The following is a 21,321-nucleotide window of genomic DNA, read 5'->3' as shown; positions in this document are numbered from 1 at the left end:
ACCAGCATAGGAAGCCGTGCGGGCCGCCCCGGCCCGTGGCGTCAGCCGGCGGCCGGCACCGCGGCCTTCGGCTCCGGTCCCACAAGCGCGCCACCGGACGGATGATCTTCGAATCGGCCGCCTGCTTCAGGATGTTGGCGCTCCAGCCCACGACCCGGGCCACGGCGAAGGTGGGAGTGAACACCTCCTTGGACTTGATCCGACTGCCCATGCTCGACTCATTTCTTGCCAATGTTGATTCGCTCAATGGATTGCTATCAAGATGTGCAGAGGCGGCTACGGTGACCCCATGCGCGATCAGGAACCCGCCGACAGCCGGCCCGGGCGACGGCTGACCACCAAGGAGACCGCCGAACTGCTCGGCGTGAAACCCGAGACGGTGTACGCGTACGTGAGCCGCGGCCTGCTCAGCAGCAGACGTGAACCCGGTGGCCGCGCCAGCACCTTCGAGGCGCGGGAGGTGGAGGCCCTCGCCCGGCGCAACCGGCGGGAGAGCGCCGGCAGCTCGGGCTCGAGCGGCGATCTCTCGGTACGCACCCGGATCACGCTGATCGACAGGGACCGGTACTTCTTCCGGGGCGTCGACGCCACCGAACTGGCCACCCGCCACTCCTACGAGGAGGTCGCGGAGTGGCTCTGGACCGGCAGGCTCACCCCCGGCGTGACCTTCACCGCGCCCGAGGCGACGGTGCGGGTCGCCCGCCGCGCCGTGGACGCGCTGCCCGAGCACACCTCCCCCACGGACCGCCTGCGGGTCGCGACGATCGCCGCGTCGGCCGAGGACCCGCTGCGCTTCGACCTGACCGAGGAGGCCGTGCTGAACACGGCGCGCGTGCTCATCCCCACGCTCGTCGCCGCGCTGCCGCCCGTCCTGCGCGACCGCGGCGACGAAGGTCCGCTGGCGCACCGCCTGTGGGGCCGGCTGACCGGCCTGCCGGCCGACGAGGCGTCCCTGCGCGTCCTGGACACCGCGCTCGCCCTCCTCGCCGACCACGACCTCGCCGCCTCCACGCTCGCGGTGCGGGTCGCCGCCTCGGCCCGGGCGCACGCCTACGCGGCCGTCTCGGCCGGCCTCGGCGTCCTGGAGGGCCCGCTGCACGGTGCGAGCAGCGGGCTGGCCCACCGGATGCTGCTCGACGTGCTCGACCAGGGCACCGCGGTGCCGGTGATCGCGGACGAGCTGCGCGCGGGCCGGCGCATCCCCGGTCTCGGCCATCGCCTCTACACGGGCGAGGACCCTCGCGCGCGGGTCCTGTTCGGCCTGCTGGAGGAGATCCCGCGCGCGGAGCCGGCCCTGCTCGCGGCCCGCGACATCGCCGCCACCACGGCCCGGCACACCCCGCTGCACGCCAACGTCGACCTGGCCCTGGCCGTGTTCACCGCCTCCTTCGGCATGCCCGCCACGGCCGGCGAGACGATCTTCGCCGTCGCCCGCACCGCGGGCTGGATCGCGCACGCCCTGGAGGAGTACGGCGAGCGCCCGCTGCGCATGCGCCCCGTCGGTCACTACGCCGGCCCGCGCCCGCCGCAGCCGCTCCCGGCGCAGTGAGCGCCGCGCAGCCGCCGGAGGCGGGCCCCGGAGCACGACACGACCCGGCCGGAAGTCGCCCTCGGGAGCCTCAGGTTAGGCTCACCTCTGTGAGTAGGTGTGCGACCGTGTCCCGGAGCCTCGACGAGCCCGTTTTGGGTACGGCGGCCACGGCGACGACGTGGCTGCTGCTGGAACAACCCGGGCCGTGGGGTGTCAAGGCGCTCACGTCGAGCCACCTGGACCCGGCGGTGGGGCGGGCGCTGGAGGAGGCAGCCGAGGGCACCGGCGTGCGCGTGGCCCTCATCCGGCGCCCCGGGCGCCACGCCGACCCGGGCAGGCCCGCGATCCGGCAGGTGTACGCCGCCCACACCGTGCCCGGGCGCGTCTGGCTGCACGGCGCCACCACCCGCGACCCGCGAGCGCTGCTGCGCCTCGACTTCGCGGCCCTCGGGGCGGGCGACCACCGCTCCTTCGCCGCGGCGCTCGACGGGAGCCCGCACACCGGTGACCCGCTCGCGCTCGTGTGCACCAACGGCAAGCGCGACCGGTGCTGCGCCCTGCTGGGCCGCACGCTCGCCACCGAACTGGCCGCCTCCGGGGTGCGCGGGGTCTGGGAGGTCACCCATCTGGGTGGACATCGCTTCGCCCCGACGGTCCTCGTCCTGCCCTATGGCTACGCCTACGGTCGCGCCGAGGCGCACACCGTCAAGGAGGCCCTGCACGGCGTCCAGGAGGGCCGCGTGGTCGTCGAGGGGTGCCGCGGGTGCTCCGCCTGGGAGCGGCCCGGCCAGGCGGCCGAGCTGGCGGTGCGATCGGCGGCGGACGAGTACCGGGCGGGCGTGCTCAGCGTCCTGCGCACCGAGGGCGCTGCCCCACGCTGGGAGATCACCGTCGGCCATGACGACGGCCGCCGCTGGCGGGTCACCGTGGCCCAGGGGACGTCGCTGCCGCCGCGCCCGGAGAGCTGTGGTGCCACGGTCCTCGGCGCACCGGCGCGGATGGACGTCGTGGCGCTGCGCGAGGTGCGGCGGACGGCGCTGGCGAGTTGAGCCGCCCGTCAATCCGGTCGTACTCGTCAAGCTGATCAAGACGAGCCGGCTGTCTTTCAAGAACGGGTCAAGAGATCCACGCCACACCCCCTGGGGTGCCCCGGGACTTCCCACGTACGGTCGTGCCCATGAGCCCCACTGCCCCCGCACGCCGTCTGCGCCTCGGTATGCCACGGCGGGTGTTCTCGCAGGTGCTGCTGATGCAGGTGGCGATCGCGGCCGGAGTCGCGGTGCTCGCGACCGGGCTGTTCCTGGCGCCGCTGAGCAAGCAGCTGGACCACGAGGCGGAGCGCCGCGCGCTGTCCATCGCGCAGACGACGGCCCAGGACCCGCAGATCGCCGAGGGGGTCCTGACCACACCGCCGACCGCCGAGGGCCCCGTGCAACGGAAGGCGGAGCGGATCAGGAAGGCCACGCACGCGGAGTACATCGTGGTGATGGACCGGCGAGGCGTGCGCTGGTCGCACACCACGCCCTCGCGGATCGGCCATGTGGTGTCCACCAGCCCCGAGAACGCCCTGGCCGGCCACGAGGTCATAGGGATCGACCGGGGCACTCTGGGCCGCTCGGCCCGCGGCAAGGTGCCGCTGTACGACGCCCACCACCGAATCGTCGGAGCGGTCTCTGTGGGCATCGCCTACGACAGCGTGCGGGCGCGGCTGATCAGTGCGATACCCGGGCTGTTCGCCTACGCCGGCGGTGCCCTCGCGGCAGGCGCGCTGGCCGCCTGGCTGATCTCCCGCAGGGTCCAGCGGCAGACCCGGGACCTGGCCTTCTCCGACATCTCCGCGCTGCTCGCAGAGCGCGAGGCGATGCTGCACGGCATCCGTGAGGGGGTGGTGGCGCTGGACCGGGGCGGCCGTGTCCGCCTGCTCAACGACGAGGCGCAAAGGCTGCTGGGCATCGGCGACGAGGCCGTCGGACAGACCCCGGACGAGGCGCTCGGCGCGGGCCGCACGACGGACGTGCTGGCTGGCCGCGTGACCGGCACGGACCTGCTGACCGTGCGCGGCCATCGCGTGCTGGTCGCCAACCGCATGCCCACCGGCGACGGCGGCGCCGTGGCCACCCTGCGCGACCGCACGGAACTGGAGCGGCTGGGGCGTGAACTCGACTCCACGCGCGGTCTGATCGACGCCTTGCGCGCCCAGGACCACGAGCACGCCAACCGCATGCACACCCTGCTCGGGCTGCTGGAGCTGGAGATGTACGACGACGCCGTGGAGTTCGTCGGCGAAGTGGTCGGCGACCACCGCGTCACCGCCGAGCAGATCACCGAGAAGATCCAGGACCCGCTGCTCGCCGCTCTGCTGGTGGGCAAGGCGACCGTGGCGGCCGAGCGCGGAGTCGCCCTGTGGGTGTCGGAACGCACCCGGCTTCCCGACCGGCTGATCGATCCGCGGGGGCTGGTCACGGTCGTCGGCAACCTCGTGGACAACGCCCTCGACGCGGTCGCGGGCACGCCGCACGCGCGCGTGGAGGTCGAGTTGCGCGCCGAAGGCCGCACGGTCGTCCTCCGGGTGCGGGACACCGGTCCCGGCATCCCGCCGGACCAGCGCGCGTTGGTCTTCACCGAGGGGTGGTCCACCAAGAAGCCGCCGGCGCACGGCAAGCGGGGCATCGGGCTTTCGCTGGTGCGCCGGCTCGCCGAACGCCAGGGCGGCAGCGCGACCGTGGGCACGGCCGACGGCGGCGGCGCGGAGTTCACCGTGGTGCTGCCGGAGACGCTGACCGAGCCCGAGCTCGAGCCGGAACCTGAGCCGAGGGAGCCCGAGCCGGTGGCCCGGGGGACGTTCCCGAAGAGCGTCGCGGGCGTCGAGGAGGAGGCGTGATGATCGAGGTTCTGGTCGTCGACGACGACACCCGGGTCGCCCGGGTCAACGCCGCCTACGTCGAGAAGGTGCCCGGCTTCCGGGTGGCCGGCGCGGCCCGCAACGCCGCCGAGGCGCTGCACCAGGTGGAGACCCTGCCGCGGCTCGACCTCGTCCTGATGGACCACTACCTGCCCGACGACACGGGTCTCGCGGTCGTCCGGGAGATGCGCCGGCGCGGCCACGAGACGGACGTGATCATGGTGACGGCGGCGCGGGACGTCACCACCGTGCAGTCCGCCATGCGGCAGGGGGCGTTGCAGTACCTGGTGAAACCGTTCGCTTTCGCCGGGCTGCGGGCCAAGCTGGAGGCGTACGCCGAGCTGCGGCGCACCCTGGACGGCGGCGGCGAGGCCGGACAGGCCCAGGTGGACCGCATCTTCGGCGCCCTGTCCGCGCCGTCGCAGGCCGGGCTGCCCAAGGGGCACTCCCCCGCGACGGCCGAACTCGTGCGCCAGGCGCTGATCGACGCCCCGGGCCCGCTGTCGGCCCAGGAGACCGCCGAGCGGACCGGGCTGAGCCGGCAGACGGCCCAGCGTTATCTGAAGCTCCTGGAGCGCACCGGACGGGCACGGCTGACCCTGCGGTACGGCGACGCGGGCCGCCCGGAACACCGTTACGTGTGGGCGACCCGCGCCTGAGCGCACGTCATGCAGCGGTCACTTGGCCGCGTCGACGAACGCGGTCGTGTATGTCTTGCTCAAGTCGACCTTGGCGTTCTTGATGTTGGGGTTGAACGCCTTGAGCACCTTCTCGACGGTCTCGGGGCCCCCCTTCGGCATCACGCCGTCGTTCGTGAACATCGGCAGGGTGCTCTTGATGGACTGGGCGTAGAGCGCCTTGTCGCCCTGCGAGTAGTCGGCGGGCATCTTCGCGGCGATCTCGTCGGCGCTGTGGGTGGACATCCACTTGAGCGTCTTGACGAATGCGTCGACCAACTTCTGGACGGTCTCCTTGTGTCCGTTCACCCAGTCCGTCTGCATGTACAGACTGGACGACGGGTACGGCCCCCCCAGCGCCTTCCGCGAACCCTCGGGGGTGCGCATGTCGAGCAGGATCTTGCCCGCCTTCTTGTCGAGGATCGTCGCCACGGTCGGGTCGGTGGTCATGCCGCCGTCGATCGAGCCCTTCTGCAGCGCCGCGATGAACGTCGGACCGGCGCCCACGGCGACCGGCGTGAACTCGCTCACGTTCACACCGTTCTTGACCGCCAGGTACTTGGTGAGGAAGTCGGTCGAGGAACCGAGCCCGGTCACACCCAGCTTGCGGCCCTTGAAGTCCTTCGGCGACGTGACGTCACCGGCCGCCTTGTTCGAGACGACCTCGACCTCGCCGGGTGCGTGCGAGAACTGCACCACCGACTCGACCGACTTGCCCTTCACCTGGAGGTCGAGCGTGTGGTCGTAGAAGCCGACCGCGCCCTGGACCTGGCCGGAGACCAGTGCCGTCTCGGCCTGGACGCCGGCGGGCTCGCTGAGGAGCTGGACGTTCAGTCCCTCGGCCTGGAAGTAGCCGAGGCGCTGGGTGAGCATCGCGGGCAGGTAGATGACCTTGTCCAGGCCCCCGACCATGATCTTGACGGTCTCGCCCTTGCCGCCCCCGCCGCTGCCGGTGTCGGCGGTGGAGCCGGCCGCGTCGTTGGCACATGCGGTCAGCGAGGAGAGGGCGAGCAGGCCGGCGGCGACCAGCGAGGCGTGTCTGGCGGTCTTGCGCATGAGGTTCACGTCCTTGTGAGAGGGCGGTGCGGGAGAAGGGGAAGCGGATGGGTCAGCTGTCGGAACCGGTGGGCTTCCAGCGGAAGATGCGGCGCTCGGCGAAGGTCAGCAGGCCCTCGGCGACCAGGGCGACGACAGCGAGGATGACCATCGCGGCGTAGACGCCGGCCGCGTTGAAGGTGTTCTGCGACTGCGCGACGAGCAGGCCGATGCCCTTGGTCGCGCCGATGTACTCGCCGACGATGGCGCCGATGAGCGCGAAGCCGAAGCTGACGTGGAGGCTGGTGAAGATCCAGGAGGTCGCCGACGGAATGACGACCTGGAGGGTCACCCTGCGGTCGCTCGCGCCCAGGATGCGGGCGTTGGCCACCAGGTTGCGGTCCACCTCGCGGGCACCCTGGAAGGCGTTGAAGAACACCGGGAAGAAGACCAGCACCACGGCGGAGGCGACCTTGGAGGAGGGCCCGAGGCCGAACCAGATCAGGAAGATGGGCGCCAGGACGATCCTGGGGATCGAGTTGAGCACCTTGATGTACGGACCAAGGACCTCGGCGAGCAATCTGATCCGCCCGAGCGCAATGCCGAGGAGCACACCGGTGACCACACCGATGCCCCAGCCGAGCAGTGCCTCGTAGAGCGTGTACCAGATCTGCTCGCCCAGGGAGCCGAGCGAGGTGCCGTGCGTGATCCAGGTGTAGATCTGGTCCCAGATCTTCGAGGGCATCGAGAAGTTGAACGGATCGATGACCTTCGCGCGGGACAACAGTTCCCACAGACCGAGGACGGCCACCAGGAGCACCACGCGCGCGGTGTTCACCAGGGCCTTGCGGCGGCGGGCCGCCTGGGCGCGGGTCTGCGCGCGATCGGGGAGCTTGGCGGTGTCGCCGACGGGCGTGCTGAGAACCTCAGGCGACACGGGCGGCACCCCTCTCGCGGGTGATGCGGACCTCTTCGCCGAGGGACGCCCAGATCTCGCGGTATATGTCGATGAACCGCGGCTCCAGCCGCACCGACTCCACCTTGCGCGGCCGGGGCAGGTCGATCTCGAAGACCTGCTTCACGGTCGCGGGTCCGGCGGTCATCACGACGACCTTGTCGGCCAGTGCGATGGACTCCTCGAGGTCGTGGGTGACGAAGACGACCGAGGCACCCGTGCCCTCCCACAGCTCCAGCAGCTCGTCCGACATCAGTGCCCGGGTCTGCACGTCGAGCGCCGAGAACGGCTCGTCCATCAGCAGGATCTGGGGGTCGTTGACGAACGTGGCGGCGAGCGCGACGCGCTTGCGCTGACCGCCGGAGAGCTGGTGCGGGTAGCGGTCCTCGAAGCCGGCGAGTCCGACGCGCGCCAGCCAGTCCCGCGCCTTCTCCTTGGCCTCGGCCTTGGGCACGCCCCTGAAGCGCGGGCCCGCCATGACGTTCGACAGGACCGTCCGCCAAGGGAAGGTGGCGTCCTGCTGGAAGACGAAGCCGACCTTGTCGCCGACGCCTTCGACCGGCTCGCCGGCCACCAGCACGTCCCCCTCGGTGGGCTCCTCCAGCCCGCTGACCAGGGTCAGGGTGGTGGACTTGCCGCAGCCGGTCGGCCCCACGACGGCCACGAACTCGCCGCGCTCGACGGTGAGGTCCAGACCGCGCACGGCCGTGTGCAGTCCCCCGGACGGGGTTCTGAAGGTCTTGCTCGCGCCCCGCAACTCGATGGCCGGGCTGGTGTGTGCGCTCATGGCCCGGGACGGTAGGTGTGGCCCGGGCCACGGCAGCAGTCTTGTGAGCACAAGCCGTTCTTTTGCTCGCAAGAGCCTGTTGTGCTCATTTTGCTCGCGCTACAACTGCGGAGCCGAAACACGGGCTCCACGCTCGTCGGCCTTGAAGGAGAGGCCTGATGATTGACGTCCTGGTGGTCGACGACGACTTCCGCGTCGCTGAGATAAACGCGAAGTACGTGGGAAAGGTTCCCGGGTTCCGGGTGACCGCCCGCGCGCACAGTGCTGCCCAGGCGCTGGCCGCCGTCGAACGCGGCGCCATCGACCTGGTCCTGCTCGACCACTACCTGCCGGACCGGACCGGCCTCGAACTCGTCCACCGCATGAGGGAGCAGGGCCACGGCACCGACGTCATCATGATCACGGCAGCCAGCGACGTGACGACGGTCCAGCAAGCGATGCGGCTGGGCGCCCTGCACTATCTGGTCAAGCCGTTCACCTTCGCCGCGCTGCGCGCCCGTCTGGACTCCTACGCCGCCCTGCGCCGCACGGTCGACCGGGTGGGCGGCCGGGGCCTGACGGGCCAGGAGCAGGTGGACCGGATCTTCGGCGCGCTGCGCACGACTCCGGCCCCGGCCGGCCCCGGTCTGCCGAGCGGCCACTCGGAGCCCACGACCGACCTGATCTGCACCGTCCTGCACCGCGCCGGCCATCCGCTGTCGGCCCACGAGGTCGCCGCCCGCACGGGCCTGAGCCGCTCCACAGCCCAGCGCTACCTCCGCCACCTGGAACAGGCGGGCCGCCTCCGCCTCTCCCTGAAGTACGGCGACACCGGCCGCCCGGAGCACCGCTACACGTGGGTGGCGCCCTGACTCCCCCGCGCCGCTAGGCCGCCCCGGCCCCGGTCAGGGAGCGGACCTCCGTCTCGGCGTACTTGGCCTCGTCCGCGACCTCGTCCGAGGTGACGGTGCCCAGCCAGCCGGCGAGGAAGCCGAGCGGGATGGAGACGATGCCCGGGTTCTGCAGCGGGAAGAACTGGAGGTCGACGTCCGGGAACAACGAGCCCGGGCTGCCGGACACCACCGGCGACAGCAGCACCAGCCCGAGCGCGGGGATCAGCCCGCCGTACACGGCCCACACCGCGCCCCGGGTGGTGAAGCCGCGCCAGAACAGCGAGTACATCAGCACCGGCAGGTTGGCCGACGCGGCGACCGCGAAGGCGAGGCCGACCAGGAAGGCCACGTTGAGGTCGCGGGCCAGCAGGCCGAGCGCGATCGCCACGACGCCGATGCCGACCGCTGCGACGCGTGCCACCGCCACCTCGCCGCGCGCCCCGCCGTGCGACCTCCGCAGCGACGCGTACAGGTCATGGGCGACCGACACGGACGAGGCCAGCGTGATGCCGGCGACCACGGCAAGGATCGTGGCGAAGGCGACGGCCGCGACCACCGCGAAGAGCACCGTGCCCGCCGTGGAGCCCGCCCCGCCGCCCAGTTCGAGGGCGAGGAGCGGCACCGCCGTGTTCCCGGCCGCGTTCGAGCCACGCACCGCATCGGGTCCCACCACCGCCGCCGCCCCGAACCCGAGGACGATGGTCATGAGGTAGAAACCGCCGATCAGGCCGATCGACCACACCGCGGAGCGGCGGGCGGCCCGCGCGGTCGGCACGGTGTAGAAGCGGGACAGGATGTGCGGCAGCCCCGCCGTGCCCAGCACCAGCGCGAGACCGAGGCTGATGAAATCGAGGCGTGCGGTCCAGTTCCCGCCGTACCTCAGGCCCGGCGCCAGGAATGCGTTCCCGTGGCCGCTGCGCTCCGCGGCCGTGACCAGCAGCCGGTCGACGTCGCCGTGGAAGCGCAGCAGGACGAGCACGGTCAGCGCGATCGTCCCGCTCAGCAGCAGGACCGCCTTGACGATCTGGATCCAGGTGGTGGCCCGCATCCCTCCCAGTGACACGTAGATCACCATGAGCGCACCGACCGCGATGACCGTCCAGGCCTGCGCCGCCCCGCTCGTGCGCCCCAGCAGCAGCGCCACCAGGCTGCCCGCGCCGACCATCTGCGCCACCAGGTACAGAACGGACACCGTGACCGAAGACGTTCCCGCGGCGATCCGCACCGGCCGCTCACTCATCCGCGCGGCCACGACGTCGGCGAGGGTGAAACGCCCGCAGTTGCGCACCAGTTCGGCCACGAGGAACAGCACGACCAGCCACGCCACGAGGAAACCCACCACATAGAGCAGCCCGTCGTACCCGTACAGCGCGATGAGCCCCGTGACGCCCAGGAAGGAGGCGGCGGACATGTAGTCACCCGCGATGGCAAAACCATTTTCCATCGGGGAGAACAGCCGGCCGCCCGCGTAGAACTCCTCCGCCGAACCGTGCCGCCGTCGGCTCACCCAGGTCGTGATCCCGAGCGTGACGGCCACGAAACCGCTGAACAGCAGCAGTGCCAGGGTCTGATGGTCGCCGGTCACGAGCAGCCTCCTCGCGCTCCGCGGGCCAGCTCCTGGGTGTCCCAGCGCAGCTCGAGCGCGGCCCGGTCCCGGCGCAGCCGCGCGTGCCGGGCGTAGGCCCAGGTGAGCAGGAACGTGGTGAGGAACTGGGCGAGCCCCGCGACCATCGCCACGTTCACCGCCCCGGCCACGGGGCGTGCCATGAGCCCGGGCGCGGCTGTCGCCGCGACCACGTATCCCACGTACCAGACGAGGAAGGCGACGACCCCCGGCACCACGAACCTCCGGTATCTGCTGCGCACCTCCTGGAAGGCGGCGCTGCGCTGCACCTCGACGTACACGTCACGCGCCCGCACCGCCGCTGCGGTCCCCTCCCCGCGCGCCGGCGGCACGGTCCGCGCCGGCATTCCGGTGCCGTCCGACTCGCCCCAGCCGGAGGCCAGCGCGTCGTACCAAGGGTCCTCGTACCGCACGTCGCGCGATGGCGTGCCGTGGTCTTGCTCGTTCCCGTCCGGACTCTCGGGACCGTCCCCGGCTCCGCGGGCACGACCGTTGCTTGACTGCATGCCCAAGGATGGACAGATCGGGAAGATCCCTGACTCTTCTTCCCAACTCTCTTCACCCCAAAAGGTGATTCACTCCGCAGGGGGCCGGACCAGGCCTTTGCTGTACGCGTAACGCACCGCCTGCGCCCGGTCCTTGAGACCCGCCTTGGCGAAGAGGTTGTTGATGTGGGTCTTCACGGTCGCGGTCGAGACATGCAGCCTGCGAGCGATCTCCTGGTTGGTCAGGCCCTCGGCGATCAGCACCAGGACCTCGGTCTCCCGCGTGGTCAGCCCGTCGGGCGCCGCGGGGGCGGCGGGTCGGGGTTCGGGCTGCGACAGCCGCTCGAGCAACCGGCGCTGGACGCTCGGCGACAGCCCCGCCTCCCCCGACAGCACGCTCTCCACGGCACGCACGATCTCGTCACCGCCCGCGTCCTTGGTCAGATAGCCCCGCGCTCCCGCGCGCAGTGCGGGGAACAGCGACTCGTCGTCCGCGAACGTGGTGAGCACCACGACCTGGGTCCCGGGGTACTGCTCCCGGATCCGCCGGGTGGCCTCCACACCGTCGCAGCGGGGCATCCTGAGATCCATCAGGACGACGTCCGGGGCGAGTTCCCCGACCAGCCGCACCGCCTCCTCGCCGTCTCCCGCGGAACCGACCACCTCGACCCCCGGCAGCAGGCCGAGCAGCATCACGATGCCCTCCCGGACCACGGTCTGGTCGTCGGCGACCACCACCCGCGCGGGCTTCCTCTCTCCCTCCGTCTCCGTCATACGGGCACCTTCAGCGTCACCACGAACCCTTCCTCGTCCGGCCCGGCGTCCAGCGAGCCGCCCAGCAGTTCGGCCCGCTCCCGCATACCGAGCAGACCGTACCCGCCTCCGGTGCCCGCGAGTTCGCCCGGCCGCCCGCCCCAGTCCCGCACGTTCAGCGTCACTTCGTGCTCGCTGTACTCGAGCGACAGCCGCACCTTGGCGCCCTGGGCGTGCTTGCGGACGTTCGTCAGCGCCTCCTGTGCCACCCTGCGCACGGCCTGCGACGCCTCGGCCGGCAGCGGCCTGCGCTCCCCCGTGACGGTGACCTCGGCGCCGTCGGCCGCACCGACGAGTTCGCCCAGGAAGTCCTCCAGCGGTGTCAGCTCGCCCCGCAGGGCGGACAGTGCCTGTCTGGTCTCGGTGAGGCCGTCGCGCGCCATGCCCCGGGCGGCGATCACGCGCTCCAGGACGCGCTCGCGGTCGGCGCCGTTCTCGATCAGCAACCGGGCGGCCTCCAGGTGCACGAGCTGCGCCGAGAGGCTGTGGGCCAGCACGTCGTGGATCTCCCGGGCGATCCTGGCCCGCTCGCTCAGCGCCGCGGACTCTGCCTCGGCGGCCCGGGCAGCCCTCTCCTGGGCGAGCAGCCGCTGCGCGTTGCCCCGGGCCTCCGCGTCCAGCCGCATGACGTATCCGACGAGAGCCATGCCCGCCACCGTGGCGGCCGTGGTGAGCCAGACGTCGTTGTTGAACGCGGCGTACGAGGCCAGCGCCACCGATGTCACCGGCAGGGCCGCCCCGAGCGGCAGCCGCTCCAGGGCGCTGATCCCGCAGCCGCACCAGATCACCAGCGCGGGGCCTCTGAACCCCGTGGCCTGAGCCGCGACCGCGAAGGCGAGCAGCACGCCGATCAACGCCAGGGAGGGCACCAGCCGGTGCTCGTAGGTGGTCCGGAAGAAGGCCCAGGCGACGAGGGCGGCGAGCAGCACCCCGGTCGCTGCCACGAGCGCCCACCAGATGCCGACGTGCTTCTGGTGGAACGCCCCCCACAGGAGCAGCGCCAGCACGAGCAGTCTGACCGCCCAGGCCAGCATGCGACGGGGCCGGGAGATGCCCGTGCGGCCGAGCGCTTCGCGCGACGGCCAGCGCGTCCAGGCGTTCTCCGTCACACGGGCTCCTTCCACGCCGGCACCCTGTCGTCACCGTACGCCCGGGCCGGACGGTTCACGGCGCCTAGAAACTGCGCCCGCCAGACCAGGATCCCACCGCGGACCAGCAGGGTGCCGGCGAGGCCGAGCATCACTGCAGAGCTGTCCTGGTGCAGGCCGAGAGCCGAGCCGATCGCGAAGACGGCGATCCGCAGGGCTATCCCCCCGGCCCACACGGCGGCGCTCGCCTTGGTGCTCTTGGTCCACACGACGCCGTCCGGCGCCGTCCAGATCCGAGTGGTCCAGGCCCAGCCGGCGCCTGTGCACAGCCCGATGAGCATCTCCACCGTCAGGAGCGCGGCGGATTCCGCGCGGTGGTGGGCGTCGAGTATGCCGGGCTCCCGCAGCGCGACGACGGCGAGGATCAGGGGCAGCAGCCACCAGCGCCGGTCAGTGTTGATCGCACGCGCGCGGAACTGCCGCGCGATCACGATGGCGGCGACGGCCACGATCACCAGCGCGTTGACGAGCCCGGACATCAAAGCCTCCGTGAGCGAGAAGGTGGTGCCGGAAGCGAGTGCTGCCGACGCCTTCGAACCTACGGAAATTCCCAGGTCGGGGGATCGGATCCGGGGTGGATCAAGGGTGGAAACCCGGGAGGTCCCCTCTCCACCCGCGGGTGGAGACGCGCGGATCCGACCGACCGCTCCGGCACTCCATGGCCCTGCCCCCCACCAGGGCGCACGGCCTGCGGGCGAGGGACCGCTGCCGTCCGGGGGCTCCTGCCATCCGTCGCCGGCCGCAGGGCTCCGCCGCGCCGTCCCACGCGGCGCCGGGACGGCCAGAGGCGCCGAGGCGGCCTGCTCACCCCGGTCGGGCGAGCGGGGTGAGCAGGCCGCCTCGGGCCCGGCGCGGCACCTACGCGTCGATGCGCGACCGGTCCAGCGTCGCCGCCGAACCGGAGATGAACTCCTTGCGGGGCGCCACGTCGTTGCCCATCAGCAGATCGAAGACCTGCTCGGCGGCCTCCAGGTCGGAGAGGTTGATCCGGCGCAGGGTCCGGTGCCGCGGGTCCATCGTGGTCTCGGCCAGCTGGTCGGCGTCCATCTCACCCAGACCCTTGTAGCGCTGGATGGAGTCCTTGTACCGGATGCCCTTGCTCTGGAACTCCATGAGCTTGTCGCGCAGCTCGCGGTCCGAGTACGTGTAGACGTACTTGTCCTGCCCCTTCTTCGGCTGGATGATCTCGATCCGGTGCAGCGGCGGCACCGCGGCGAAGACCCGGCCGGCCTCGACCATGGGCCGCATGTAGCGCTGGAACAGCGTGAGCAGCAGGCAGCGGATGTGGGAGCCGTCCACATCGGCGTCGGTCATCATGATGATCTTGCCGTAGCGGGCCTGGTCGATGTCGAAGGTGCGGCCGGAGCCCGCCCCTATGACCTGGATGATCGCGCCGCACTCCGCGTTCTTGAGCATGTCGGTCACGGACGAGCGCTGCACGTTGAGGATCTTGCCGCGGATCGGCAGCAGGGCCTGGAACTCGGAGTTCCGCGCCAGCTTGGCGGTGCCGAGCGCGGAGTCGCCCTCGACGATGAACAGCTCGCTGCGGTCCACGTCGTCGCTGCGGCAGTCGGCGAGCTTGGCCGGCAGGGACGAGGACTCCAGGGCGGTCTTGCGCCGCTGGGCGTCCTTGTGCTGGCGGGCCGCGACGCGGGTGCGGGCGGCGGCGACCACCTTCTCCATGACGACCCGGGCCTGGGCGGCGGCATCCCGCTTCGTCGCGGTCAGGAACGCCTTCAGCTCCTTGGAGACCACGCTGTTCACGATGCGGCGGGCCGCCGAGGTGCCGAGGACCTCCTTCGTCTGGCCCTCGAACTGCGGCTCGGCCAGGCGCACGGTGACGACAGCGGTGAGGCCCTCCAGGGCGTCGTCCTTGACGATGTTGTCCTCGGCCACGCGCAGCATCTTCTTGGCGCGCAGCACGTCGTTCATGGTCTGGGTGAGCGCCTGCTCGAAGCCGGAGACATGGGTGCCGCCCTTGGGGGTGGCGATGATGTTGACGAACGACCTCACGGTCGTGTCGTACCCCGTGCCCCAGCGCAGCGCGATGTCGACGCCGAGCTCGCGGGCGACCTCCGTGGGGGTCATCTGGCCGTGCTCGTCCAGGACCGGGACGGTCTCCTTGAAGGTGCCCTTCCCGGAGAGGCGCAGGACGTCGCAGACCGGCTTGTCGTTCGCCAGGTACTCGCAGAACTCGCTGATGCCGCCGTCGAAGCGGAAGGACTCCTCGCCCTTGCTGCCGCCCTCGCCCAGGCCGTACTCGTCGCGGACGACGATGGTCAGGCCCGGCACCAGGAAGGCGGTCTGCCGGGCGCGCTGGTGCAGGGTCTCCAGGGAGAGCTTGGCGTCCTTCAGGAAGATCTGCCGGTCGGCCCAGTAGCGCACGCGCGTGCCCGTGCGGGTCTTGGGGATCTTCTTCGTCTTGCGCAGGCCGCTCTTGGCCTCGAACTTCCCGTCCGCGCCACCCCCCGCGAAGACGCCCGGCACCCCGCGCCGGAAGCTGATCGCGTGGGTGTGGCCACCCCGGTCCACCTCGACGTCGAGGCGGGCGGAGAGGGCGTTGACCACGGAGGCGCCGACACCATGCAGACCGCCGGAGGCCGCGTACGAGCCGCCTCCGAACTTGCCGCCGGCGTGCAGCTTGGTCATGACGACCTCGACGCCGGACAGGCCGGTCCTGGGTTCGACGTCCACGGGAATGCCGCGGCCGTTGTCGCGCACCTCCACGGAGCCGTCGTCGTGGAGGATCACCTCGATGTGGTCGCAGACACCCGCGAGCGCCTCGTCCACCGAGTTGTCGATGATCTCCCAGAGGCAGTGCATCAGGCCACGGCTGTCGGTCGAGCCGATGTACATGCCGGGACGCTTGCGCACGGCCTCGAGTCCCTCGAGGACGAGGAGGTGCCGCGCGGTGTAGTTGGAACCGTCGCGGTCTGCTCCTGCCAGCAGCGCTGTGGACGGCACGGACGTATCGGCGGTCACGCGGTTCGCTCCTCGCTGAATTTCAGGTGGCCCCCTCGTGGGTAGGGGGGCGGCTTCGGTCGCCGCTCAGAGGGTACCGAGGCCTGGTAGAGCCGGTGAAACGCCACCCTCGTCGGGAACTCAGACTAGTCCAGACTCGCATACGCGTTCGATCCCTCGATGGAGTGAAGTACATATCACGTTCCCTTCGAGGCATGAACCATTTAGGCTCCGGGCACGTCCTCCTGAACAAAACCGGGAACCCGGCCGGGAGGATTGAGACACAACCAAGCGCGAACCCGTAAGCACACAAGACACGCACTACGGCACATTCGCCGCCAACCGGCAGCAAACAGCCGCCCCGGAAAGATTTTTTCGAGAAAAAGCCACGAGCGGGAACGTTTTCGGGCTGGTTGGATGTTGACCCTGGTACGACAGCTCGTCGAGCTAGAGAAGAGGCGACGTGACTACTGTTCTGACCCCCGCGAGCCCGTTGACGGCCGCCGATCGCTGCGACCGCTGCGGCGCCCAGGCATACCTGCGCGTCGTCCTGCTCAGCGGCGGAGAACTGCTCTTCTGCGCCCACCATGGCCGCAAGTTCGAGCCGGAACTCAAGAAGATCGCCGCTGAGATACAGGACGAGACCGAGCGGCTGACGTCCGCTCCGAACACCGCTTCCGAGGAAGAGCGCTGAATCTCGCACACCCGACGAGCCAGCCCCGGCACAGGCCGGTGAACGGGCGGCCGCTCCTCTCCAGGAGCGGCCGCCCGTGCTCATACCCGTACAGGCCTCAGGAGCGGCTCTGCGGCCCCCCAAGGGTCCCGCCCGGTCGCAGTGCGCGGACGACCTCGGAGACGCGCGTGTAGACGCCGGGGCTTCCCGGACGCCCGCAACCGCTGCCCCAGGACACCAGACCGACCAGCCGACCGCCGGCCACCAGCGGACCGCCGCTGTCCCCCTGGCAGGCGTCCGGCCCGCCGGCGGCCTCTCCCGCGCACAGCATGGTGGCGGCCCGGTACGCCCCGTCCGGCCCGCCCGGGTAGGCCCGCGCGCACTGCTTGTCGGACAGCACGTGCAGGCGTGCGGCGTGCAGCCCGCGTGCATAGGCGCCGCCGCCGTCGAGATCGCCCCACCCGGAGACGAGTGCGTCCGAACCCGGCGTGTAGGCCGGGTCGCCCGGACCTGCCATGCCGATCACCGCGTTCCGCGGCAGCGGCTCGGCGAGGGTGACGACGGCGAAGTCGCCGGAGTTCGTCGCGGGGTCGAATCCGGGGTTGACCCGGACGCCCCGGACGGCGATCTCGTGGCCCTGGCTCGACAGCAGGTCCGTGCGGCCCGCGATGACCTTGAGGTCGGGCACGCGCTCGGGCGGCGCCCCGAGCACGTCCTCGGTCAGGCAGTGGGCCGCCGTGAGCACCGTGATGCGCGCGACCGCCACACCGCCGCAGAACTGACCCGCTCTCGTACCTCCGAACCGGTCACGGCTGGACAGCGCCACCGTCCACGGGGCCTGCGAGACGTCTATCGGAAAGCCTCCGACCACGACGCTGCCGGCGGCCGTGGGGGCCGTACCCGCCAGGGGTATCGCGGTCATGGCGGCCGCCAGAACCAGCGGCCGGATCAGTGCCCGGGCAAGGGAACGACGCATGCAGGCTCCTCACTCTGGGTGGTACCGGAAAACCCAGAGTGATCCACGGCGCCGCCGCTCGCAGCACGAAGGCCCTGCTCCCGCGAGGGGCGCCGGGCCTTCGCTGTCGTACGAGCCTGCCTAGTCGAGGTAGTCGCGCAGCACCTGCGAACGGGACGGGTGGCGCAGCTTCGACATGGTCTTGGACTCGATCTGGCGGATGCGCTCACGCGTCACGCCGTACACCTTGCCGATCTCGTCCAGGGTCTTCGGCTGACCGTCGGTGAGACCGAAGCGCATGGAGACGACGCCGGCCTCACGCTCGGACAGCGTGTCCAGGACGGAGTGCAGCTGCTCCTGCAGGAGCGTGAAGCTGACGGCGTCCGCGGGGACGACGGCCTCGGAGTCCTCGATGAGGTCACCGAACTCGCTGTCGCCGTCCTCGCCCAGCGGGGTGTGCAGCGAAATGGGCTCACGGCCGTACTTCTGGACCTCGATGACCTTCTCCGGGGTCATGTCGAGCTCCTTGGCCAGCTCCTCCGGGGTGGGCTCGCGGCCCAGGTCCTGGAGCATCTGGCGCTGCACGCGCGCGAGCTTGTTGATGACCTCGACCATGTGCACCGGGATACGGATCGTGCGGGCCTGGTCGGCCATGGCGCGGGTGATCGCCTGACGGATCCACCAGGTGGCGTAAGTGGAGAACTTGTAGCCCTTGGTGTAGTCGAACTTCTCGACCGCGCGGATCAGACCGAGGTTGCCCTCCTGGATGAGGTCCAGGAAGAGCATGCCGCGGCCGGTGTAGCGCTTGGCCAGGGAGACCACCAGACGGAGGTTGGCCTCCAGGAGGTGGTTCTTGGCGCGGCGCCCGTCCTCCGCGATGATCTCCAGCTCGCGCTTGAGCTTCGGGGCGAGCTTGTCGGAGTTGGCGAGCTTGTCCTCGGCGAACAGACCCGCCTCGATGCGCTTGGCGAGCTCGACCTCCTGCTCGGCGTTGAGCAGGGGGACCTTGCCGATCTGCTTGAGGTAGTCCTTGACCGGATCCGCGGTGGCGCCGGCCGCGGCGACCTGCTGGGCGGGCGCGTCGTCCTCGTCCTCGTCGGACAGGACGAAGCCCGCGCTCTCGGCGCCCTCGGGCTCGTCGGCGACCTTGGTGTCCTCGAGCACCTCCTCCTCGAGGAGCTCGACGTCGTCCTTCTTGCCCGCGGTCTTCTTGGCGGCCGTCTTCTTGGCGGTCGTCGTCTTCTTCGCGGCCGCCTTCTTGGCGGTCGCCGTCTTCTTCGCGGCCGCCTTCTTGGCGGGCGCGACTTCCTCGGCGGAATCGGCCGCGACCGGGGCGACGGGCGCCGCGGGGGCGTCCGTGGTGGCGGTGGCCTTCCTGCTGGTCACCGCCTTCGCCGCGACCGTCTTGGTGGCGGTGCGCTTCGCCGGGCTCTTTGCTGCGACGCTCTTTCGGGTGCGCTTGGGCTCTGCTGCACTGACCATCAGCGTCACACCCTCTTCCTCAAGAATCTGGTTGAGGCTGCGCAGTACGTTCTTCCACTGAGTGGCCGGAATCTGGTCAGCTTCGAAGGCCCGACGCACATCGTCGCCGGCGATCTGCCCCTCAGCCTTTCCCCGCTCAATGAGCGCCATGACAGAGACGGACTCGGCGATCTCCGGCGGGAGCGTACGGGATGTGCTGGCCGACACGAACAACCTCTCGGAACGTTGGAAAACGGCTTCCGGCACCGTCCACTGCGGACAGGAGCCGACCACCGGCCTGGGGATGGGCCGACGGCGCGGGCGCGGGCCGGGGAGATGCACAGCGCCTGGTATGGCGTCCGTATTCCCTCCGCGGCTGTCACCTCTTAGGTCATCGCGCTGTTCCCTTGAGCGTTACGCCCAATCCGCGTGGCCCGAGTCACACCCCGTAAGGGACCAAAAACGGTCAGATCTGGGCATAGAGGGTCGCCGTCGGCATGAGTCCCCATCGCGCTCCGAGCGCGGCGGCCCGTCGCACCGCCGGGCCCCGCCGGACTCGTCAGGTCCGGCGGGGTCCGGCGACGGCCGGCACCCGGGCCCGGCGCGCCACGAGAACCACGAGGACGCCGCACACTGGCGACCGCAGGCCTGCGGCGCGGGTCAGTGCTCGCGCGGGGCGGGCACCACGCGCTCCACCTCGGGGTGGACCGTGAGCAGTTGGCGCATGGCCGTCTCCGCCGCGGTGCCGTCACCGGTGCCGAGAGCGTCGACGATGCGCGCGTGCTGCGCGAGCGACGTCTCGTTCGGCCGGTCACAGCCCGTGACGGGGCCGCCCGAGACCTGGAGAGCGGCCGAGACGATGCCGGAGAGGTGCTCCAGCATGCGGTTGCCGGCGATCTGGATGAGCAGCGCGTGGAACTCGGTGTCGGCGCGCGAGTAGGTGAGCGTGTCGCCCTGCGCCAGGGCGTGGCTCATGATCTCGACCATGTCGCACAGGCGCTGCTGCACCTCCTCGCGCCCGTGCCCGGCGGCGAGGCGGGCCGCGAGCGGCTCGATCGTCCACCGCAGCTCGCTCAGCTCACGGCGCTGGTCGTCGCGCTGGGGCCCGAAGGCCCGCCACTCGATGATGTCCGGGTCGAGGAGGTTCCAGTCGCTGACGGGACGCACGCGCGTGCCGACGTTCGGGCGGGCGCTGACCAGGCCCTTGGCCTCGAGGACGCGGAGGGACTCGCGGACGACGGTGCGGGAGACCTCGAAGCGCTGGCCGATCTCCTCGGGGACCAGCGGGCGGTCTGCGCCGAGGTCGCCCGAAACGATCATCTGACCCAGCTGCTGGACGAGTTGGCCGTGCAGGCCGCGTCCGCGGCTGCCCGCGGCCCGTCGGCCGACCCGGCCCAGGTCGGCCTCTCCTCCGTCCCAGGCGGGCGCTCCGACACGGTCGGCCACCGGGGCCTCGGCGTAGGGGTAGCGGTCGAGTTCGCCCGGGCCGGCCAGACCGGAGTCTGAGGAGCGGGCGGCGGTCATCATGGTGTGCGCAAGGGTACTCACGGATCCTTTGTCGGCGCCGTCTCCAACTCCCTTGAGGTCTTTGGTGAAAAGCACACGAAAGGGTGATCGCTCACCCCGTCGCAATTGACGCGTTATCGGAAAGAAGTGAGCTGCACACGGGGAGTTGTGCGCACAGCGCGACAGGAAGCGAACGCAGAGTGGTCACCGGGCCCTGGCGCGCAACACCGTGCACAGATACGCACACAGCAGTGCGGCCAGCGACAAGGCCAGCGCGGCGCCCAGAGGTTGAGCGGTGATCCGCGCCGCCGCGACGAGGTAGCGCTCCCCTCCGAAGGGCCACTGCAACAGGGACACCTCGCGCAGGCGCACCGGGAAGTCGGCGGCCATCCGCACCGCGGGGCCCTTCAGGGCCCCGCGCACGAGCGGTGCGACGAGCATGGGCACGGCGAGGACGGCGGCGAGACCTGCCGAGGCGGACCTGAAGACACCGGCGGCCAGCACGCCGGCCCAGCCGCAGCCGACGACGAGCCCGAACCAACTCGCGGTCTGCGAAAGCCAGTCGCCGGGAACTTGCGTGAGCTCCCGTCCGTAGACGATGTAGAGCACTTCGGCGTCGCAGCCCATCGTGAGGAAGGCCAGCAGCATCGCGGTGGCGCCGGAGACGAGAAGTTTCGCGGTCAGCAGCCCCAGCCGGCGGGGCACGGTGCCGCGATCCACCGCCAGGGCGGGGTGGCGGAACTCGTCTCCGAAGGCCAGGGCACCGAGCAGCCCCGCCGCGAGGGCCGCGGGCGGCAGCGGCAGCTCCCGTGGCCACGCCGCGAACAGCCGCGGCTGCGGGGTGTGGCCGAGCCGGGCCAGCAGTACGGCGGTGATCGCGGACACCACGAGCGCGGCACCGCAGGTGAGGAAGCCGGTCCCGATGCCGGCGGCGCG

18 protein-coding genes and 2 pseudogenes are annotated in these 21,321 nt (G+C 71.1%); 6 read left to right on the top strand and 14 right to left on the bottom strand.

The features are described from left to right. Positions 1-139: 139 nt before the first annotated feature. Positions 140-211 (bottom strand): annotated as a pseudogene (locus ACLU3S_RS19260) (hypothetical protein); the annotation flags it as partial. A gap of 78 nt (positions 212-289) precedes the next feature. Between ACLU3S_RS19260 and ACLU3S_RS19255 the strand changes: the two are divergent. From ACLU3S_RS19255 to ACLU3S_RS19240, 4 genes are all read left to right on the top strand, one after another. After that, positions 290-1,549: a citrate synthase gene (locus ACLU3S_RS19255; protein ID WP_413953135.1), complete on the top strand. Its 1,260-nt coding sequence runs from the start codon at positions 290-292 to the stop codon at positions 1,547-1,549. A gap of 89 nt (positions 1,550-1,638) precedes the next feature. Then, positions 1,639-2,580: a sucrase ferredoxin gene (locus ACLU3S_RS19250; RefSeq protein WP_413953134.1), complete on the top strand. Its 942-nt coding sequence runs from the start codon at positions 1,639-1,641 to the stop codon at positions 2,578-2,580. Between the two features lie 128 nt (positions 2,581-2,708). Continuing rightward, positions 2,709-4,412, top strand: a complete 1,704-nt coding sequence (locus ACLU3S_RS19245; protein ID WP_413953133.1) for an ATP-binding protein — start codon at positions 2,709-2,711, stop codon at positions 4,410-4,412. After that, positions 4,412-5,092 carry a response regulator gene (locus ACLU3S_RS19240; RefSeq protein WP_413953132.1) on the top strand — a complete coding sequence of 227 codons (681 nt, stop codon included), beginning with the start codon at positions 4,412-4,414 and terminating at the stop codon, positions 5,090-5,092. Before ACLU3S_RS19245 ends, ACLU3S_RS19240 begins: the two co-directional genes overlap by 1 nt. Before the next feature lie 18 nt (positions 5,093-5,110). Here the strand turns inward: ACLU3S_RS19240 and ACLU3S_RS19235 are convergent, their stop codons facing one another. Genes ACLU3S_RS19235 through ACLU3S_RS19225 form a run of 3 tightly spaced genes read right to left on the bottom strand, consistent with a single transcriptional unit; the run spans position 5,111 to position 7,887 of the window. Further along, complete coding sequence (locus tag ACLU3S_RS19235) at positions 5,111-6,166, bottom strand: ABC transporter substrate-binding protein (RefSeq protein ID WP_413953131.1); 1,056 nt, start codon at positions 6,164-6,166, stop codon at positions 5,111-5,113. Positions 6,167-6,218: 52 nt separating this feature from the next. Then, entirely contained in the window at positions 6,219-7,082 is an 864-nt protein-coding gene (locus ACLU3S_RS19230) for an ABC transporter permease (protein WP_413953130.1), read from the bottom strand. Beyond that, positions 7,072-7,887, bottom strand: coding sequence for an ABC transporter ATP-binding protein (locus ACLU3S_RS19225; protein WP_413953129.1), 816 nt, complete (start codon positions 7,885-7,887; stop codon positions 7,072-7,074). Before ACLU3S_RS19225 ends, ACLU3S_RS19230 begins: the two co-directional genes overlap by 11 nt. Positions 7,888-8,045: 158 nt before the next feature. Between ACLU3S_RS19225 and ACLU3S_RS19220 the strand changes: the two genes are divergently transcribed. After that, positions 8,046-8,738 carry a response regulator gene (locus ACLU3S_RS19220; RefSeq protein WP_413953128.1) on the top strand — a complete coding sequence of 231 codons (693 nt, stop codon included), beginning with the start codon at positions 8,046-8,048 and terminating at the stop codon, positions 8,736-8,738. A gap of 13 nt (positions 8,739-8,751) precedes the next feature. On the opposite strand, the gene ACLU3S_RS19215 is transcribed toward ACLU3S_RS19220, so the two are convergent. From ACLU3S_RS19215 to ACLU3S_RS19190, 6 genes are all read right to left on the bottom strand, one after another. Beyond that, positions 8,752-10,344 (bottom strand): cation acetate symporter, encoded by a 1,593-nt coding sequence (locus ACLU3S_RS19215; RefSeq protein ID WP_413953127.1) that lies wholly within the window; start codon positions 10,342-10,344, stop codon positions 8,752-8,754. Then, entirely contained in the window at positions 10,341-10,796 is a 456-nt protein-coding gene (locus ACLU3S_RS19210) for a DUF485 domain-containing protein (protein ID WP_413953126.1), read from the bottom strand. The genes ACLU3S_RS19215 and ACLU3S_RS19210 overlap by 4 nt, the downstream gene beginning before the upstream one ends. 162 nt (positions 10,797-10,958) lie before the next feature. Beyond that, entirely contained in the window at positions 10,959-11,642 is a 684-nt protein-coding gene (locus ACLU3S_RS19205) for a response regulator transcription factor (protein ID WP_413953125.1), read from the bottom strand. Next, a complete protein-coding gene (locus tag ACLU3S_RS19200) occupies positions 11,639-12,790 on the bottom strand; it encodes a histidine kinase (protein WP_413953124.1) in 1,152 nt (383 codons plus the stop codon). The genes ACLU3S_RS19205 and ACLU3S_RS19200 overlap by 4 nt, the downstream gene beginning before the upstream one ends. Then, positions 12,787-13,308 carry a DUF1453 domain-containing protein gene (locus tag ACLU3S_RS19195; protein ID WP_413953123.1) on the bottom strand — a complete coding sequence of 174 codons (522 nt, stop codon included), beginning with the start codon at positions 13,306-13,308 and terminating at the stop codon, positions 12,787-12,789. Before ACLU3S_RS19195 ends, ACLU3S_RS19200 begins: the two co-directional genes overlap by 4 nt. Positions 13,309-13,687: 379 nt before the next feature. After that, a complete protein-coding gene (locus ACLU3S_RS19190) occupies positions 13,688-15,811 on the bottom strand; it encodes a DNA gyrase/topoisomerase IV subunit B (protein ID WP_413953122.1) in 2,124 nt (707 codons plus the stop codon). Between the two features lie 442 nt (positions 15,812-16,253). Here ACLU3S_RS19190 and ACLU3S_RS19185 point away from each other — a divergent pair, with 442 nt between their 5' ends. Continuing rightward, positions 16,254-16,484 (top strand): hypothetical protein, encoded by a 231-nt coding sequence (locus tag ACLU3S_RS19185; RefSeq protein WP_146463514.1) that lies wholly within the window; start codon positions 16,254-16,256, stop codon positions 16,482-16,484. Between the two features lie 97 nt (positions 16,485-16,581). Here the strand turns inward: ACLU3S_RS19185 and ACLU3S_RS19180 are convergent, their stop codons facing one another. The 4 genes and pseudogenes from ACLU3S_RS19180 to ACLU3S_RS19165 all read right to left on the bottom strand — a co-directional run. Next, positions 16,582-17,439, bottom strand: coding sequence for a serine protease (locus tag ACLU3S_RS19180; RefSeq protein WP_413953121.1), 858 nt, complete (start codon positions 17,437-17,439; stop codon positions 16,582-16,584). A gap of 120 nt (positions 17,440-17,559) precedes the next feature. Then, a complete protein-coding gene (locus tag ACLU3S_RS19175) occupies positions 17,560-19,107 on the bottom strand; it encodes an RNA polymerase sigma factor (protein WP_413953120.1) in 1,548 nt (515 codons plus the stop codon). 432 nt (positions 19,108-19,539) lie between these two features. Then, complete coding sequence (locus tag ACLU3S_RS19170; RefSeq protein ID WP_413953119.1) at positions 19,540-20,427, bottom strand: FadR/GntR family transcriptional regulator; 888 nt, start codon at positions 20,425-20,427, stop codon at positions 19,540-19,542. A 162-nt stretch (positions 20,428-20,589) separates the two neighbouring features. Beyond that, positions 20,590-21,321 (bottom strand): annotated as a pseudogene (locus ACLU3S_RS19165) (ABC transporter); the annotation flags it as partial.

The sequence above is a fragment of the Streptomyces sp. AF1A genome (assembly GCF_047340315.1).
GTDB lineage: Bacteria > Actinomycetota > Actinomycetes > Streptomycetales > Streptomycetaceae > Streptomyces.
Note: the sequence above shows the minus strand (reverse complement) of the source record. Positions and strands in the feature narration are given on the sequence as shown.